The organism is Lysinibacillus canaveralius (assembly GCF_047301505.1).
Classification (GTDB): Bacteria; Bacillota; Bacilli; order Bacillales_A; family Planococcaceae; genus Lysinibacillus_B.
The window spans coordinates 2,161,414-2,179,125 of the sequence record NZ_CP154840.1; the positions used below are offsets into that span (position 1 = coordinate 2,161,414).

The 17,712-nt window shown below is 40.6% G+C and carries 20 protein-coding genes; 17 read left to right on the plus strand and 3 right to left on the minus strand.

The features are described 5' to 3' along the window. The first annotated feature begins 220 nt into the window (after positions 1 to 220). The 12 genes from AA0Y26_RS10905 (at position 221) to AA0Y26_RS10960 (ending at position 12,257) form a co-directional block, all read left to right on the plus strand. Entirely contained in the window at positions 221 to 799 is a 579-nt protein-coding gene (locus tag AA0Y26_RS10905) for a hypothetical protein (RefSeq protein WP_413367770.1), read from the plus strand. Positions 800 to 803: 4 nt separating this feature from the next. Then, positions 804 to 1,697: a formyltetrahydrofolate deformylase gene (gene purU, locus AA0Y26_RS10910; protein WP_413367772.1), complete on the plus strand. Its 894-nt coding sequence runs from the start codon at positions 804 to 806 to the stop codon at positions 1,695 to 1,697. A gap of 557 nt (positions 1,698 to 2,254) precedes the next feature. Then, a complete protein-coding gene (locus AA0Y26_RS10915; RefSeq protein WP_413367773.1) occupies positions 2,255 to 2,962 on the plus strand; it encodes a CoA transferase subunit A in 708 nt (235 codons plus the stop codon). Beyond that, the gene (locus tag AA0Y26_RS10920; protein ID WP_413367775.1) at positions 2,959 to 3,612 is read left to right on the plus strand and encodes a CoA transferase subunit B; all 654 of its coding nucleotides are present in this window, start codon (positions 2,959 to 2,961) and stop codon (positions 3,610 to 3,612) included. The genes AA0Y26_RS10915 and AA0Y26_RS10920 overlap by 4 nt, the downstream gene beginning before the upstream one ends. A gap of 171 nt (positions 3,613 to 3,783) precedes the next feature. Then, positions 3,784 to 4,401 carry a TetR/AcrR family transcriptional regulator gene (locus AA0Y26_RS10925; RefSeq protein ID WP_413368171.1) on the plus strand — a complete coding sequence of 206 codons (618 nt, stop codon included), beginning with the start codon at positions 3,784 to 3,786 and terminating at the stop codon, positions 4,399 to 4,401. A 104-nt stretch (positions 4,402 to 4,505) separates the two neighbouring features. Continuing rightward, positions 4,506 to 5,648, plus strand: a complete 1,143-nt coding sequence (locus tag AA0Y26_RS10930) for an acyl-CoA dehydrogenase family protein (protein WP_413367776.1) — start codon at positions 4,506 to 4,508, stop codon at positions 5,646 to 5,648. A 33-nt stretch (positions 5,649 to 5,681) separates the two neighbouring features. Continuing rightward, positions 5,682 to 7,325: an AMP-binding protein gene (locus AA0Y26_RS10935; protein WP_413367778.1), complete on the plus strand. Its 1,644-nt coding sequence runs from the start codon at positions 5,682 to 5,684 to the stop codon at positions 7,323 to 7,325. Positions 7,326 to 7,337: 12 nt separating this feature from the next. After that, positions 7,338 to 8,699: an acetyl-CoA carboxylase biotin carboxylase subunit gene (locus tag AA0Y26_RS10940; protein WP_413367780.1), complete on the plus strand. Its 1,362-nt coding sequence runs from the start codon at positions 7,338 to 7,340 to the stop codon at positions 8,697 to 8,699. Between the two features lie 92 nt (positions 8,700 to 8,791). Beyond that, entirely contained in the window at positions 8,792 to 9,004 is a 213-nt protein-coding gene (locus AA0Y26_RS10945) for an acetyl-CoA carboxylase biotin carboxyl carrier protein subunit (protein ID WP_413367782.1), read from the plus strand. Positions 9,005 to 9,017: 13 nt separating this feature from the next. Beyond that, positions 9,018 to 9,938, plus strand: coding sequence for a hydroxymethylglutaryl-CoA lyase (locus AA0Y26_RS10950; RefSeq protein WP_413367784.1), 921 nt, complete (start codon positions 9,018 to 9,020; stop codon positions 9,936 to 9,938). Next, positions 9,923 to 10,702 (plus strand): enoyl-CoA hydratase, encoded by a 780-nt coding sequence (locus tag AA0Y26_RS10955; protein ID WP_413367786.1) that lies wholly within the window; start codon positions 9,923 to 9,925, stop codon positions 10,700 to 10,702. Before AA0Y26_RS10950 ends, AA0Y26_RS10955 begins: the two co-directional genes overlap by 16 nt. Positions 10,703 to 10,718: 16 nt before the next feature. Next, positions 10,719 to 12,257 carry an acyl-CoA carboxylase subunit beta gene (locus AA0Y26_RS10960; RefSeq protein ID WP_413367788.1) on the plus strand — a complete coding sequence of 513 codons (1,539 nt, stop codon included), beginning with the start codon at positions 10,719 to 10,721 and terminating at the stop codon, positions 12,255 to 12,257. Positions 12,258 to 12,362: 105 nt separating this feature from the next. Here the strand turns inward: AA0Y26_RS10960 and AA0Y26_RS10965 are convergent, their stop codons facing one another. The 3 genes from AA0Y26_RS10965 to AA0Y26_RS10975 all read right to left on the minus strand — a co-directional run bounded on the left by AA0Y26_RS10965 (position 12,363) and on the right by AA0Y26_RS10975 (position 13,693). Next, on the minus strand, positions 12,363 to 12,587 hold the full coding sequence (locus AA0Y26_RS10965) for a hypothetical protein (RefSeq protein ID WP_413367790.1): 225 nt from the start codon (positions 12,585 to 12,587) through the stop codon (positions 12,363 to 12,365). Positions 12,588 to 12,617: 30 nt separating this feature from the next. Then, positions 12,618 to 13,100, minus strand: coding sequence for a DinB family protein (locus tag AA0Y26_RS10970; RefSeq protein WP_413368173.1), 483 nt, complete (start codon positions 13,098 to 13,100; stop codon positions 12,618 to 12,620). Between the two features lie 446 nt (positions 13,101 to 13,546). Next, positions 13,547 to 13,693, minus strand: a complete 147-nt coding sequence (locus AA0Y26_RS10975) for a hypothetical protein (RefSeq protein WP_413367792.1) — start codon at positions 13,691 to 13,693, stop codon at positions 13,547 to 13,549. Positions 13,694 to 13,948: 255 nt separating this feature from the next. On the opposite strand from AA0Y26_RS10975, the gene AA0Y26_RS10980 reads away from it, so the two are divergent. The 5 genes from AA0Y26_RS10980 to AA0Y26_RS11000 all read left to right on the plus strand — a co-directional run bounded on the left by AA0Y26_RS10980 (position 13,949) and on the right by AA0Y26_RS11000 (position 17,711). After that, positions 13,949 to 14,584, plus strand: coding sequence for a hypothetical protein (locus AA0Y26_RS10980; protein WP_413367793.1), 636 nt, complete (start codon positions 13,949 to 13,951; stop codon positions 14,582 to 14,584). A 406-nt stretch (positions 14,585 to 14,990) separates the two neighbouring features. After that, the gene (locus AA0Y26_RS10985) at positions 14,991 to 15,311 is read left to right on the plus strand and encodes a transposase (RefSeq protein ID WP_413364128.1); all 321 of its coding nucleotides are present in this window, start codon (positions 14,991 to 14,993) and stop codon (positions 15,309 to 15,311) included. Between the two features lie 8 nt (positions 15,312 to 15,319). Then, complete coding sequence (locus tag AA0Y26_RS10990) at positions 15,320 to 16,183, plus strand: IS3 family transposase (protein WP_413367795.1); 864 nt, start codon at positions 15,320 to 15,322, stop codon at positions 16,181 to 16,183. Between the two features lie 245 nt (positions 16,184 to 16,428). Continuing rightward, positions 16,429 to 16,623: a hypothetical protein gene (locus AA0Y26_RS10995; protein ID WP_413367797.1), complete on the plus strand. Its 195-nt coding sequence runs from the start codon at positions 16,429 to 16,431 to the stop codon at positions 16,621 to 16,623. Positions 16,624 to 17,102: 479 nt separating this feature from the next. After that, a complete protein-coding gene (locus tag AA0Y26_RS11000) occupies positions 17,103 to 17,711 on the plus strand; it encodes a helix-turn-helix transcriptional regulator (protein WP_413367799.1) in 609 nt (202 codons plus the stop codon). Position 17,712 lies beyond the last annotated feature (1 nt).

Genomic DNA, 17,712 nt, shown 5'->3' on the forward strand with positions numbered 1-17,712 from the left:
AGATGAATTTTTGATTGGATTGGAATCAGCTCCTTCTCTTTTAAAACCAAAACGTGTGTCGTAAGAAACTTATTTTTAATTATACAGGTGATAGAATCTCTAATACTATCAGAATATTCAAGATAATCTTTTCAAAATATTGAAAATATGGTACGCTCATCACGAAATAACTTCAGATTTTCAGTGGAAATGACGAGGGAAGAAAGGACGGTCATTTCACGTGACAGCAAAAATTCAATATAATGGCATGCTGCTGCTTGCCTCATACGTACAGCGCTTATATGTTAATGAGCAGGTTAAGGGGCGGTTTGAGGAAGAAAGCAACCAGTTTGTACAAGTGAAAGATTACTTTGATTCTATTAATGCTATTATGCCGATGTTCAGCCAGACAAAAGTGTTAACTGTATCGCAGGGAGGTAAACTTCAATCTATTTTATTGGGTGTTAAGGAAATGATGAATCATTATTTTGAACCATTGAATGCTTCCTACGAATATAAGCTGCGGATTGTTGCCTCCTCACTGTTTGCAGAAAAGCTAATGATTACTGGAATACTTCATTTAGGAAAGCTTTTCAATGAAAATGTTGGAACAGACATTCAAAAGCGGGAGAAGTTTTATGAGGAGCGGACAACAATGGTCAATAAGCTTGTTGCTGCGCAGCAGGCGGGAATGGCAGCGACAGAAGAGGTCGAGCGTGTCATCCATTCCTGGTTTGAAGGGATTATAAAGCAACAGGAAAATATAATCAGTGATATGGAAAAAATCGCACCGATGATCGGTATAGCAGAAAAGGAGTAAAGGAATGACTACATCAACTATCACAAAGAACGATACACAATTGCAAAACCGTGCTCGTATTTTAGTGAAATGCCCTGATAAACCGGGTATTGTGGCCGTCTTGTCTTCATTTTTACATAAACATAATGCCAATATCATCGAATCGAGTCAATATTCCAGTGATCCAGAAAACGGCACTTTTTTCATACGTATTGAGTATCATTGCGACCATCTTGTTCAGAAGAGAGATGATATGGAAAAAGAATTTTCAGTGATTGCAGTCAAACATGATATGGAATTCAGTTTCCATTACCGGGCGATTCGTCAGCGTGCAGCAATCTATGTATCAAAAGAAACGCACTGCCTGATGGAGCTGCTGTGGGAATGGCAAAACGGCGATTTAGAGATGGATATAGCGGTTGTTGTCAGTAATGCTGAGGCAGCGCGTCCGATTGTGGAGGCGCTTGGTATTCCGTTCTACTATATCCCAGCCAATAAAGATATCCGGGAGCAGGTTGAGCAGCAGCAAATCCGTTTGATGGATGAATATAAGGTGGATGTACTTATATTAGCTCGCTATATGCAGATTTTGACGCCAAATTTTGTTTCTCATTTTGAAAACCGCATCATTAATATTCATCATTCATTCTTGCCGGCATTCATCGGAGCCGACCCTTATACAAGAGCTTTTAACCGTGGAGTAAAGCTGATTGGCGCAACAAGCCACTATGTGACAAATGATCTGGATGAAGGACCGATTATTGAACAGGATGTGGAACGAGTGGATCACCGTTCTGATGTTCCGGACCTGAAGAAAATCGGACGTAAAATTGAACGGCGTGTATTAGCTAATGCGGTAAAGTGGCATTTAGAAAACCGTATTATCGTTGAAGGAAACAAAACAATCGTATTCCATTAATCGGCATACCGCTAAAAAATGCAGGTAAAGCATAACGCTTCGCCTGCATTTTTTGTTTTCATTAGAGCATGGCCAGCATCTAATATCTTCGAGAAACAATCGCCCGCTATGTGAGAAGGAAGAAAGCCTGGCTTTTTCCACTGTGTTGTCTAAAATGTAGAAATAAATTGTGTATAAAGCACAATACCAACAACAATCCCCATAATGATACCTATAAGACCCAATATAATTTGATAAGGCTTTACTAACAACTTTCCACTCCTTTTAAAAGAAATCATTCAATTACAGTCCGCACTATAACTAACCCATCTGAATATATACTGCATTATACGTGTGATAAAGCTGTATTAGCACCGATATAAATAGCTTTTCTCATACATAAAAACTGTTTCATCATACATAAAGTAAAAAGGATAATTGGTAGTCTGGAAGGACTGATATCTTTATCGTTATAAAATACTATTATTTTAAAAATAAAAAAATTGGGAATATTTTAGTTTACTATTTTAAAATCATATGTTTATAATGAATGTAAATTGACCCAAAGGAGGTATTTTATGCATAAAGTAGAAAAAACGATACATGAAATCGTCGAGGAAATGCGGGATGGCGCTACTATTTTAGTAGGAGGTTTCGGGTTGTGTGGTATTCCCGAAATAGCAATTGACGCGATTCGTCAAAAAGGCATTAAGGATTTAACCGTTGTTAGTAATAATTGCGGAGTTGATGATTGGGGATTGGGCTTATTGCTAGCTAATAAACAGATCAAAAAAATGGTTGCTTCATATGTAGGAGAGAACAAAATTTTTGAGCAGCAATATTTAAGCGGAGAGCTTGAAGTGGAACTGACGCCACAAGGAACATTAGCAGAGCGTATTCGTGCAGGCGGTGCTGGTATCCCGGCATTTTATACAGCGACAGGGGTTGGAACACCGATTGCCGAAGGGAAGCCAGTAAAGGAATTTGACGGAAAAGAATATATTGAGGAACGTGCAATTGTAGGAGATTTTGCCTTCGTAAAAGCTTGGAAAGCAGACAAACTGGGTAATCTCGTATATCGGAAAACTGCCCGCAATTTCAATCCAATTATGGCAACGGCTGGGAAGATTACGATTGCCGAAGTGGAAGAGATCGTTGAGGTTGGTGAACTAGATCCAGATGAAATTCATACACCGGCTGTATTTGTCCAGCATGTAATCCTTGGAGAAGCTTATGAAAAGAAAATTGAGAAGCGTACAACACGAGCAGAGGAGGCGATTGGATGACGACTGTAAAAGAGCGAATTGTTAAGCGCGCTGTACAGGAAATTGAAAACGGCATGAATGTCAATCTTGGAATTGGTATGCCTACATTAGTTGCCAATGAAATTCCGAGTGATTATCAGGTATTGCTGCAATCGGAAAATGGTCTGTTAGGCATTGGACCTTATCCATACGACAGCAAGGTAGACCCTGATTTAATCAATGCTGGTAAAGAAACAGTTACAGCTGTTCCAGGTGCATCTTTTTTTGACAGTGCTGAAAGCTTTGCCATGATTCGCGGCGGTCATATCGATGTAGCGATTCTGGGGGGGATGGAAGTGTCTCAGGACGGGGATCTCGCAAACTGGATGATTCCAGGGAAGATGGTAAAAGGTATGGGCGGAGCGATGGATCTTGTGCAAGGTGCAAAACGAGTGATCGTTATTATGGAGCATGTATCAAAATACGGAGAGTCAAAGATTAAAAAGGAATGCACGCTACCATTGACAGGCAGGCAGGTAGTTCACCGACTCATTACCGACTTAGCCGTATTTGACTTTACTGATCAAGGTATGATGCTGGTTGAAACGGCTGCAGGTGTCTCAGTAGAGGAAATCCGGGAAAAAACAGAAGCTGATTTTGCTGTAACTGAAAATCTAAAAAACTATGCATAAAGCAGAAAAAAATGCTACTTTCGATGCTTTTTATTGTAATATACTAGACTCGAAAAATGATGGGTGCTATATTGAAAATAGTATTATTCGACAAAAAGCAGAAAATAAAGGTATTTTCGCTGAAAAAATAACCTGAGTTATAAGGGGTGGTTGATGGGAGGCGAGAAATTGATGGTTGTACAATCATTGAAGGAACGAATTATTGAAACGGCACTGGATCTTTTCAGGCATAAAGGCTACCACGGCGTATCGGTTGATGAAATTGTTGAGACTGCTGGAACGTCCAAGGGCGGATTTTACCATAAATTTAAATCAAAAGATGCGTTGTTATATGAAATACATGATGTGTTCATATCACATGTGTTGAAAGAGACTAAAAAAGCTTATGACCAGAATGAGACACCGATCGACAAAGTGTGTGCTATGTTGTATGCGTTTACAAACGTATTTGATGTGTATCAGCGGCATATTACTGTTTTCTATGATGAAAGCGCTTATTTGCCGCCTGAATATAAAAATATCATCAAGGAAAAAAGAACAGAATACCGCAAGCTGATTGAGCAGGTGATCGAGGATGGGAAAAAAAGCGGTTATTTTCGACCAGAGATTTCGACAACAATCACAACGATGGCAATCATAGGATTGGTGAACTGGACATATAAATGGTACCGGCAGAACGGCAGCCTGAGTATGGAGCAAATTACACTCCATTTCAATGATTTGATTCTTAGAGGGATTATGACAGAACAGGGCATGGAAGAAGCAAAAGGGAAAAAGTACATTTTGTAAAAGAGCAGTCAACCAGTCATTGAAGCCTGGTTTTTTAAAACAATTGTACAAACCGACTAGTCGGTACTGACTGAATAGTCGGCAAACTAAAGGGGGATTATGGGATGAATTTTGAACTAACTAAAGAACAACAGATGATTCGTGATATGGTCAAAGAGTTTGCGCAGGCTGAGATTGCTCCATATGCACGCGAGCTAGATGAAAAGCATGAATTTAGAAAAGAAAGCTTTGATAAAATGGCGGAGCTTGGTTTATTCGGTATTCCGTTTCCTGAAGAGTACGGTGGTTCAGGAGGAGATACAATTTCCTATGCATTAGCAGTAGAAGAAATCGGCCGTGCATGCGGCGGTACTGGTCTGAGCTATGCAGCCGCAGTCAGCTTAGGAGCAACGCCTTTCTACAATTTTGGTACAGAAGAGCAAAAGCAAGAATATCTTGTTCCGATGGCGCAGGGGAAGACACTTGGCTCATTCGGATTAACAGAGCCAAATGCAGGCTCTGATGCAGGCGGTACAAGAACGAAAGCTTACATCGAGGGGGATGAGTGGGTTATTAATGGCGAGAAGTGCTGGATTACAAATGCAGGATATGCAAGACAAATTGTTGTGACAGCAGTTACAGGTAAAGATGACCGAGGTAAAAATATCATCACAGCCATTATCGTGCCAACCGACACACCGGGAGTAACAATTCGTTCAGATTATCAAAAAATGGGAGTGCGTGCATCAAATACATGTGAAATCATTTTAGATAATGTACGCGTCCCACGCGAAAATGTACTTGGAGACGAAAAGAAAGGTTTTGGGCAGTTCTTAAATACGTTAGATGGCGGACGTATTTCGATCGCTGCATTATCTGTCGGAATTGCACAATCAGCTTACGAGAAAGCTCTTCAATATTCGAAAGAGCGTGTACAGTTTGGGAAGTCCATTTCAAAATTGCAGGCAATCCAATTCAAATTAGCCGATATGGCAATGGAAATTGAATTAGCTCGTAACATGGTAATGAAGGCAGCATGGTTGAAGGACCAAGGAAAGCCGTTCAAAAAAGAGGCAGCGTTCGCTAAGCTGTTTGCGTCTGAAATGGGCTTCCGTACTTGTAATCAAGCTATCCAAATTCACGGTGGTTATGGCTATATGGCGGAATACGATGTTGAACGTCATTTACGTGATATTAAATTAATGGAAATTGGGGAAGGAACTTCCGAAATCCAGCGCGTTGTTATTTCACGTGTATTGGGCTGTTAGTTCATTGACAAATAAATAAGGGGAGGAATGCGTATGGCAGAATTGGTTTATCAAACGTTAGGTGAGTTACTTGAAGAAAAGGCTGCACTATATCCAGAAAGAGAGGCATTAGTGTATACAGACCGCGATTACCGTTTGACTTATGCACAGTTTAACGAACACAGTGACTTAGCAGCAAAAGCACTGATGGCAATTGGTCTAGAAAAAGGACACCATTTCTCAGTTTGGACAACGAATGTACCTCAGTGGCCTGGATTGCAGTTTGGGTCTGGCAAAATGGGTGCGCCGCTTGTAACAGTCAACACGAATTACCGGGCAAGTGAACTTGAATTTTTGCTTAAGCAATCTGATACAAGAGCGATTATATTAATTGATCAGTATCGGGACCACTCATTTATTGATACATTATATGAACTTTGCCCAGAGCTGAATGACTGTGATCCAGGTAATTTACAAAGTGCCCGCCTGCCGCTTTTGAAAACCGTTGTTGTGATTAGTGATAAGAAATATCCCGGGACTTTTACCTACGAGGAGTTTTTGGCAAAAGGTACCGAGGTGTCAGATGAACAACTAGAACAGCGCAAACAATCCTTAACATATGATGATGTCATCAATATTCAATATACATCAGGAACAACTGGGTTTCCAAAAGGTGTAATGCTCCGGCATTCAAATCTGATCAATAACGCAATCAATATTGCAGAATGCATGAAGCTGACATACGAAGACCGTCTATGTATCCCAGTACCATTTTTCCATTGCTTCGGCTGTGTAATCGGCACATTGGCTATCGTTTCGGCAGGGGGCACGATGGTTCCTGTTCAGGAATTCCATCCCGAGGAAGTGCTTCGGACGGTTGAAAAAGAGAAATGTACGGCGCTTCATGGAGTACCGACAATGTTTATTAGTGAGTTGAATTTACCGAATATTAAGGAATTCGATCTTTCTACACTTCGCACAGGCGTGATGGCAGGCTCCAATTGTCCAATAGAAGTTATGAGAGGCGTCATCAATATTATGGGAATGGAAGATGTGACAATTTGTTATGGTCAGACAGAATCCTCGCCGGTATTAACGCAGACAAGGGCAGATGACCCATTAGATCTCAAGGTAGAAACAGTTGGCCGCGCTCTGCCGAATGTAGAAGTGAAAATTACGAAGCCAGGTACTAATGAAGAGGTCCCTAGAGGTGAACAGGGAGAAATTTGTGCACGGGGCTATGTCGTTATGAAGGGCTATTACAATAATCCGGAGGCGACAGAAGAAGCAATCGATGCAGATAACTGGCTTCATACGGGGGATTTAGGCACGATGGATGAAAATGGCTACGTGCGTGTCACAGGGCGGCTGAAAGATATGATCATACGCGGGGGAGAGAATGTTTATCCTCGTGAAATCGAAGAATTTCTTTATCAACACGCAAAAGTGCTGGATGTCCAGGTGACAGGGGTACCGGATGAGAAGTATGGTGAGGAAGCAGCAGCCTGGATTATCTTAAAAGAAGGACAGGTAGCGACGGAAGAGGAAATCAAGGAATTTTGTACAGGGAAAATATCAAGACACAAAATACCGCGCTATATCTTTTTCATCGACAGCTATCCAATGACGGCGTCAGGGAAAATTCAAAAGTTCAAACTTCGCGAACAGTTCGCAGGCTTCGTGAAAACACTGCAGTAGGGAGGTTTTGTTATGTTCAAAAAAGTACTCATCGCCAATCGAGGTGAAATTGCACGTCGCATCATTAGAACTTGTAAAAGATTAGATATCGAAACGGTAGCTATCTATTCAGAAGCCGATGCTAACAGCCTTCATGTAAAAGAGGCAACAGAAAGTTTCTGCATCGGTAAACCGCCGGTGGCTCAAAGTTATTTAAATGTGGAAGCCATTTTAGACGTAGCAAAGCAAACGGGAGCGGATGCTGTACATCCAGGATATGGATTGTTATCAGAAAACGCTGCCTTTGCCAAACGAGTGGAAGAAGCTGGTCTGACATTCATCGGTCCAAACTCTGATGTGATTCAGGCAATGGGCAGCAAGCTGGAAGCTCGTAAAACAATGCAGCAGGCTGGAGTACCAATCGTACAAGGTGTCAATGAACCGATTGCAGATACGGACGAGGCAGCAAAAATTGCAGATGAGATTGGTTATCCGGTGATGCTGAAAGCATCAGCAGGCGGCGGCGGAATCGGGATGCAGCTGGTAAACAATGAAGAGGAACTGCGTAAAGCGTTTGAGGGCAATCAAAAACGGGCCCAAAGTTTCTTCGGAGATGGCACAATGTTCATCGAAAAATTCATTGCAGAGCCGCATCATGTGGAAGTACAGGTACTGGCAGATATACATCGGAATGTCGTACCGGTATTTGAGCGTGAATGTTCTATCCAGCGTCGCAATCAGAAGGTTGTGGAAGAAGCACCTTCACCATTTATATCAGAAGAAACACGTAATAAAATGCTCGATGCAGCAGTAGAGGCGGCTAAGCATATCGGCTATACAAATGCAGGAACAATTGAGTTTTTAGTTGACCGTGATCAAAACTTTTACTTCCTTGAAATGAATACGAGATTACAAGTTGAGCATCCGGTTACAGAAGAGATTACAGGACTGGATCTTGTCGAGCAGCAGCTGAAAGTGGCAAACGGCGAGAAGCTTGCCTTTTCAAGAGAAGACATTCAGAAAAAAGGGCATGCAATCGAAGTTCGAATTTATGCGGAACATCCGGTAACATTTTTCCCTTCACCCGGAAAAATTACAAAGCTTGTATTACCGGAAGGTGAAGGAATCAGACATGAGGTAGCCGTAGAAACAGGAAGCGACGTTACTCCTTTCTATGATCCAATGATAGGGAAGCTGGTCGTTTTTGGAGCGACACGTGAGGAAGCATGTGCAAGACTGGCTAACGCCCTGCAGAATTATATAGTTGAGGGAATTCAAACAAATATTCCGATGCTGTTGGACACAGTGACACATGAGCAGTTTTTAAGCGGTATTACAACAACAAAGTTTGTAGAGGAATATTATTTACCAAAAGCAACAGCAATAGGTAAATAAAACGAGAAGTGGCGCGAAAGATTGAACTTTGGCGAGATCACATCTACTGCGTGCCGCTTCTCTACATTCTATTTTACGCGGAGGGATAATATATGACAATAGTAAAAGCGAGTATGGCAGGAACGGTTTGGAAAATATTAGTGGCGGAAGGCGAGCAAGTTTCTGCTGGTCAGGATGTAGTCATTTTAGAATCAATGAAAATGGAAATTCCAATTGCCGCTGAAGAGGCAGGTACAGTAAAACGAATCATTGCTGCTGAAGGTGATTTTATCAACGTAGACGACGATCTAGTCGAAATCGAATAAGGGAGTGTAGTCCATGCAGCTGCCGAAGCAAGTGCAAATTAAAGAGGTAGGTCCACGTGATGGATTGCAAAATGAAATGACGTTTATTTCGACTGAAGAGAAAATAAAGCTTGTTAATCGTTTAAGTGATACGGGGCTCAATTACATTGAGGTTACGAGCTTCGTTCATCCGAAATGGATTCCGCAGCTGGCAGACGCCGTAGAAGTTCTAAAAGAAATTAAGCGAAACAACGATGTTACGTATGCTGCACTTGTGCCGAACAGCAAGGGACTAGAAAGAGCACTTAATGCCGATGTGGATGAAGTGAGTGTGTTTATGTCGGCAAGTGAAGGCCATAACAAGTCAAATATCAACAAATCAATTGATGAAACTTTCCCAGTTTTAAAAGAAGTTGTTGATGGTGCTCTTGCAGCAGGGAAAACGGTACGCGGCTATATTTCTACTGTTATTTCATGTCCATACGATGGCTATACAAAACCAGAACAGGTCGTATATGTGGCCGAAAAATTATTTGATATGGGCATTTCTGAAATATCGCTTGGAGATACAATCGGCGTCGGTGTTCCGACTCAAGTGGATGCGCTGCTTCAGGAAATGCTGCGTCATTTTAAAGCAGAACAGCTGGCGATGCATTTCCATGATACACGAGGAACAGCATTAGCAAATGTCATGACAAGTTTGACGCATGGTATTACAAAGTTTGATAGTGCCGTCGGGGGGCTTGGCGGCTGTCCTTATGCAAAAGGAGCCTCAGGCAACGTGGCAACAGAGGATTTATTATATTTATTGCATGGGATGGGTATCGACACAGGAGTGAACCTGAAAAAAATCCAGCAGACAGCCCTATCCTTAGAAGACATTGTCGGTAAAAAACTATCATCTAAAATGGTGGCTATTGCACGAGGGGAGGAAGAATCATGCCAAATTTCGTAACAGTAGAAGTGCAAGATAGTGTAGCGGTTGTCGTGTTTACTCGGGCTGAGGCAGCCAATGCGCTGTCCGTTCAGATGCTGCAAGAGATCAACGAAGCACTAGAAGCAATCCACTATGATCGTTCTATTCGTGCAGTAATTGTTACTGGAGAGGGCGAAAAAGCATTCTGTGCCGGAGCCGATTTAAAGGAACGCAAGGGGATGAATGAAGAAGAAACCCGCAAAACAATTGCACTAATCGGCAAAACGGTGAATCATTTTGAATCACTCGCACAGCCGGTTATTGCAGCTATTAACGGTGTCGCTTTTGGAGGCGGTCTTGAGCTTGCCCTTGCTTGTGATATTCGGATGGCCAGCAGTACAGCAAAAATCGGATTGACAGAAACTGCACTTGGTATCATTCCAGGAGCAGGAGGAACACAGCGACTCCCCCGTCTTATTGGTACGGGAAAAGCAAAGGAGCTGATTTATACGGCTCGTCGACTGTCTGCAGAAGAAGCTTATCAATACGGCATTATTGAGCACATTGTTGAACCGCAAGATCTTCTGGAACAGGCAAAGGAATTGGCACGTGAGATTGCTAAAAATGCACCACTGTCACTTATTCAGGCCAAAACGGCTATCAATCAGGGGATGCAGACGGATATTTCTACCGGACTACAAATCGAATCATTAGCTTATAGTCGATTACTTCATACGGAAGATCGGCTGGAAGGATTGAAAGCTTTCCAGGAAAAACGTTCACCGGTCTACAGCGGCAAATAAAAGGGGGATGGGAGAAATGACTAAATTAACAGCTGATAATAAACACCAAGAAATGAAGGATACCGTATTAAAGGGCGGTCACGAAAAGTATCATGAAAAGAATAAAGAACAAGGAAAATTATTTGTTCGTGAGCGTCTAGAGCTGCTATTTGATGAGGGATTACAGGCTGAAGATGGAACGTTTGCCAATGTACTTGCAGGCGACCTACCTGCAGATGGCGTCGTCACAGGTATTGGAAAGATTCATGGACGAACTGTATGTGTAATGGCAAATGATTCAACAGTCAAAGCAGGCTCATGGGGAAAGAGAACAGTTGAGAAAATTATCCGCATCCAGGAGACGGCTGAAAAGCTTAGCGTTCCTTTACTTTATTTAGTGGACTCAGCTGGAGCACGTATTACGGACCAATTAGAAATGTTCCCGGGACGTCGCGGAGCAGGCCGTATTTTTTATAATCAGGTCAAATTATCTGGGCGTATTCCGCAAATTTGTCTTTTGTTCGGTCCTTCAGCTGCAGGTGGTGCGTATATTCCTGCCTTCTGTGATGTCGTAGTCATGGTAGAAGGAAATGCATCGATGTATCTTGGATCGCCTCGTATGGCAGAGATGGTTATCGGAGAAAAAGTTGACCTTGAGACAATGGGTGGGGCAAAGATGCACTGTTCGATCTCAGGCTGTGGAGATGTACTAGCAAAAACTGAGGAAGAAGCAATTGCCTATGCTAGACAATACATCAGTTACTTCCCAGACAACTTTAAAAATAAGCCGAACGTGGAAGAGCCTAAACTTCCTGCGACATTTGAAAAATCTATCGAGGAAATCATCCCTGCAAATCAAAATGCTGCGTTTAATATGTATGACTTAATTGACCGCATTATTGATGAAGGCTCATTCTGTGAGGTGAAGAAGCTGTTCGCAGCTGAAATCATCACGGGATTTGCTCGAATTAATGGTCAATCTGTCGGTATCATTGCTAACCAGCCGCGGGTTAAAGGCGGCGTACTGTTCCATGATTCTGCAGACAAAGCAGCTAAATTCATTAGTTTGTGTGATGCTTTCCACATTCCGCTGCTATTCCTTGCAGATGTACCTGGTTTTATGATCGGTACTCAAGTAGAAAAAATGGGTATTATCCGCCATGGCGCGAAAATGATCTTTGCGATGAGCGAAGCAACAGTACCGAAAATTACAGTAATTGTTCGTAAGGCATACGGTGCAGGTCTCTATGCAATGGCAGGTCCTGCGTTTGAACCGGATGTATGTATTGCATTAACAGGTGCACAAATTGCCGTAATGGGTCCGGAAGCTGCAGTCAATGCTGTTTATGCGAATAAAATTGCAGCACTGCCTAAAGAAGAACAGGCAGCATTTATCGAGCAGCAGCGTGAAGAGTACCGTAAAGAAATTGATGTATACCGTTTAGCGTCTGAATTAATTATTGATGATGTCATTGAACCGAACGAACTTCGTAAAACATTAGAGCTTCGTTTAGATGCTTATAAATCCAAGAAATTGACATTTACAGAACGCAAGCACGGTGTTAGCCCGGTATAATCATTTCTCTCAGTAGAGAATTTATGTAGCTATTAGAATTCAAGTTAGAAAACCCGTATGATTGAAAGGAGCTATTTCAACATACGGGTTCTTTCATTATATGTTTTATAAAGACAACATCCCCATCGTGCCGGCTGCGAGTGCTGCCAAAATGATATACACGCCATATCCTCGTTTTCCGTTCAATTTCATATCTCGTATACCTAATAAAAGATACATTGCTGCTAAAAATAAAATAGAAACAGGGCCATATGAAAAATCTTTTGTTAGTAAACTATAAGCTGATATTGAAATAGAAAGAAAACCGAAAAGCAGCAGGAGAAATTTCAATTCATGTACCTCCTCTTTCGTTACGTCTTTTCATTTAATCGAATCACTGGATAACCCAAGCTTTCTGCCAATGAAATTGGCAGGCACCGGGGAACGCCCGATATCCCTTGCCCAGATAGAAAGCTGGCCAATATGATGAATTTCATGGGCGATGATATGATGCAAAATATCTTCTACTGAATATGACTGATCATCCCACACCACAGTTACGAATTCTTCTTTGATAGCCAATAAATCCTTTTGAAGAAATGCGGCGTTTTCAATACGCAGCTCATTAGAAAGGGACCGGACTTCAGGAAGCGTTTTGAAGTCTTCAAAATGAAAAGGGGAATCTTCCTTTCCTTCAATAGCGCGAATCCAGCTAAATTCCACTTCGGTAATATGAAAAAGCGTATGTAAGAAGCTGCCGACTCCTCCTTGTCGTTCCTTTATCAACTCGTCATGGGTAAGCTGATGACACCATTCAAACCATTCATCTCTAACTTGCCAATTATATTCGAAAAACTTCTTCATCATTTTTACCTCCCTATAGATAATGTCTATTTATAATAGAATTATTAAAAAAACTTCTTTACTTTATATGGTAGCATTTTATAAATATGGTTGTATAGGAAGAGTTGATTGAGAAAGTTAAGTTTACTAACAGATATAGAGCAATGGTATGTGAAGGGGTAGAGGATGATTGAAGTAAATGGTTATGCAATCGTTGTGCTGCTGTTAATAGGACTCAGTGCTGGTTTAGTAAGAGGAGTTCAACATAATTATTACTATTAAAAACGGCAAATAAATAAAAATTAAGCACCATTCTATTTTTACTTGCTCTGATTGTAGTGAAAACGAAAAGAAATTAACTGTATAAAGGAAAGCTATATGGGAGATTGTATGTGACAGAACGAATGGCAGATTATCAACAGGCTAAAAAGGAAGGGCAAGCCAGATACTGGCTTGCCCTCAATTCCTTACACTACGGAAATAAAGTTCATATAGATGACGACACCTGTTACGATACCGAATACCACACCTGCTCCCGCCATTGCTGTATGATACCATTTCATCATTTCAACATCATTCCCTTCGTTCAGTAAAAAGTTTTGTATGATTCTCATTCCCTTTCTTTCATTTTGGAAACATTTCTCTAACAATTAAATCAAGAGATGTCACTTGGATGGAAATTATAGATTTACTATTTGTAAATACTGGATAAGCGTAAGCATTTCACGTACAATAATGCGTAGCTAACAATAAATTGTTATTCATATCATGTAAGTTGATGAAAGAATGATGATTCATTTTAGTTACAGAACGCCCAACATACAAATCATTTTCCTATAATGATATTTTTTATCGAAAAGGAGATTCATATGACAGAGTTTAAGAGAATGACAATTCACCGTGCATTAACGGAGTTGAAAATGCTGCATAAACGAATCGAAGAAGCAAACCGTGCAGTAAAGGCGGTTGTTGCCCATCGAAAAAGTGATAAAAAAATTGACGGACTTGAAGTCGAGGAATTTATAAAAAACATGCAAAGCTCGCATGACAAGGTTGTCGGGCTAATTGCTTACCGAAACCGCTTGAAGGCATTAGTTGTAGAATCCAATGCAAGAACAGTAGTAAAAGTTGGTAGTCATGAAATGACTGTTGCTGAGGCGATTGAACGAAAACAGTCGATACAGTATGAGAAAAATCTGTTATCCACTCTCATTCAGCAGTATAATAACGCGATACAGCGAGCAGCAAAAAATAATGATGAACTCCCGGAGAAACTGGAAGCATATCTCGTCAATATCCTGGGGAATAAAGAAAAGCAAACACCGGAAGAGGTAGAGCTGCATACAGAGACTTTTATGAAACGAAATGAATACGAACTGCTTGATCCGCTAAAGGTAAAGAAAGTAATCGAAGCTATGGAAGATCGTATTAATGAATTTGAATCAGAGGTTGATGCAGTGCTTTCTGAATCGAACGCGACGACTTTTATAGAAGTGGTGCAATGAAAACTATGCATGGCCTGGCGAAAACAAAAAACGATCAGTCGCTCGTCTTTTGGCGTTGACGAGTTGAAATAATAAACGCCAATCAAACAACTAGTAAATAGGGTTTTCCTTAATTGAAAGTTCAAAGCTGAAGGCTCAAACCTGAAAGCTCACGTTTCAAAGCTCTTATACTATTAAAGCTGAAAGTATAAAGCTGAAGGCTCTTTCAAATCCTGGAGTCATGGTTAAGGCATTGACTGATCACGGCCGTATGTCATCCACCAGGCAGCCTTTGCTGTGCAGCTACATATATTTAAATGAACCGATATGCAAAATATGCATGTGATATTATCCCCTTTAAGTAGACAATGTTAAAAAACCTACAGTACGCTGTAGATAAACATTTTACTTAAAGGGGATTTTCTCTATGTCGCGAAAAAATAATACGTATTCAAATGAATTGAAGTTAGAAATTGTACAAGCCTATTTAACGAGCAATGAAAGTATGCAAAAGATTGCGGATCGATATGAAATTCGCAATGTTTCACAAGTGAAGGCCTGGGTGAAAAAATTTAAAGAAGTTGAATCAATTGAAGCCTTTAATCGCCTTCCATCTACGGGTTCTGGAGCGAAAGGTGTGAAGAATCCGTTAAAAGGAAAACGTACCCACTTTAAAACTGTAGAAGAAGAACGTGATTACTATAAGGCACAGGTAGAATACTTAAAAAAGCAGTATCCAAATCTGTAAATGGAGGAATGCCCACTTATCCAGACCGTTATCATATTATCGAAGAAATGAAAGATCGGTATCCGATTACATGGCTCACTGAAATGGCGAAAGTTGAACGTTCAGGTTATTATAGATGGCTTAAAAATGGCAAGGTATCGTTACGTAAACGTGATGATATCCTTTTAAAGGAGCATATTTTAGGGATTCATCAAACGCATAAAATGTATGGTTATCCTCGTATGAAAATCGCTTTACGGGACAAAGGATTTCATGTGAATCATAAGAAGGTCTATCGATTAATGAGTGAGCTGGGTATTCAATCGATTATCCGTAAAAAGCATCGTATATGGGGGAATCGACTATCGCGTGTATTTGATAATGTGCTGGCGCGTAATTTTAAAGAGCGTGTAGAAAATGAGGTGCTCGTGACAGATATTACGTATTTACCGACGAAAAATGGTTTTCTCTACCTATCAGCTGTACAAGATTTATATAACAACGAAATTGTCGCCTGGAAAATTAGTGAGCGTAACGATTTAGAATTAGTCATGGACACACTACAGGAATTGACGGCAAAAAGAAAGGTGTACCGAAGCATCATCCATTCGGATCAGGGCTTCCAATACACATCGATTAAGTATCATCAGACCGTAGGTCAACTTGGCATGATTGGCAGTCATTCTCGCAAAGGAAACTGCCATGATAACGCTTGTATCGAGTCGTTCTTCTCGCACTTTAAAAGCGAGTGTTTATATCTTTTACACGATAATACGGAAGAAGCAGTGAGACAAGCCGTTGAACAATACATCTACTTTTATAACTTCCAACGCTTCCAAAAACGACTCAACCACCTGGCACCGATAGAATATCGACACCAGATGGCTGCTTAGTCTTTTTTAAAGCTGTCTACTTGACAGGGGTAAGTCCACATGTCGGTTTTTTAGTAAGTTAAATTATTTGGAATAGAAGCAATGAATATTATTTCGCTATTTTTTATAAATGACCTAATCAGCATACATTTTCATCTTGTCGTGAAAGCTAACAAGACTTTTAAAGAGAGACTTTTCGGGGAATGGTGGAGGAAGGAAAGCAACAGGGTAGAAGTCAGCCCTAGCAGCATAAGGAGGAAAGTGAAATGCCAGTATCCTATATAATAGGAATCGTTTTTTTCTTCATTCTCTTTGTTGTAGGAATGATCTATGCAAGTCAGTCTATCTGGATGATGGTTTTGGGGATTATTGGTTTGATTGTAACAGCCTATTTCATTACGCGGATTGTTTCGGACGTTTTGCGGGAAATGCATCGTAGAAATACAGAAAAAGATCGTTGATTGGGCTGAAAAAGTCTTTAAGCATAAAAATGTTTAAAGGCTTTTTTTGATCCAATGGTAAATAAATTATATTGAAATGATCTATTTAACTTGTTTGTATCTAAATTATGAATTGATTAGTAGATGTAAAAGTAGGTAGTTATATGAAAACATTTTTTTATGAAATAGTTAAGCAGTAAGGCAATCATTTCGTCTAGAAGGCGCCTTCAGATCAATGATTATTAATATATATTGACTTGTCTTCCTGTGAAGCGGTTAGTCTTGGGAAAACTGCTTCAGAGGTAAGGAAAAGATTGAACATCTTATCCAACAGCCAAAGTAGCAATGAAAGTCTTTATTTTTACTATAGAAAGAAATGAACATAGTCCTCAAGTCATTTTTTATGATATAGAGGGCTTTTTTTATTGATTTTCAGAATATTTAAGCATATTATATGTAACAAGGTGATATATCAAACTGATATATAAGGGGGATTTCAGATGTCCATTGAACATTCTATACTCGCTATTTTAAGCTTTTGGCCGAGTACTGGATACAATATTAAAGCTGAATTCGAGCATAAGGCGGCTGGCCTTTATTGGGGCATGAGCTACGGCAGCATTTACCCGAAACTAAAAAAGCTAGAAGAAGAAGGGCTGATCTATCCGATTGAAGAGGAGGAAGAGGGACGAAAAAAGAAGCAATATGAGCTAACACCAAAAGGGTGGAAAGAGTTTGAAAAATGGCTCACCCTTCCACCGGCTTACCCAGTTGTGAAAGACGAATTGCTGATGAAGATGTCTACTTGGCATGCGGATATGGATGATGAAGTTTTAATCGATCATTTATTAAAAAGAAAGGCAGTGACAGAGGATTTACTAGGATTCGTGAAAAATTGGCCGACGAATGGCACCTCTTATATTAGTGATTACGGAATGTTATCAATCCGCTACGGGGAACTCCGTTTGGAAGCTGAGTTGAAGTGGATTGAGGAATCAATCCATATTCTTGAGGAGAAACAGCTTCCAAACGGGCAGGATCCAAACGGTAATACGGATAAACTGCTTGCAAGGCGACGGGCAGCTATTCAAAGTGAAGAGGAGAGCTAAT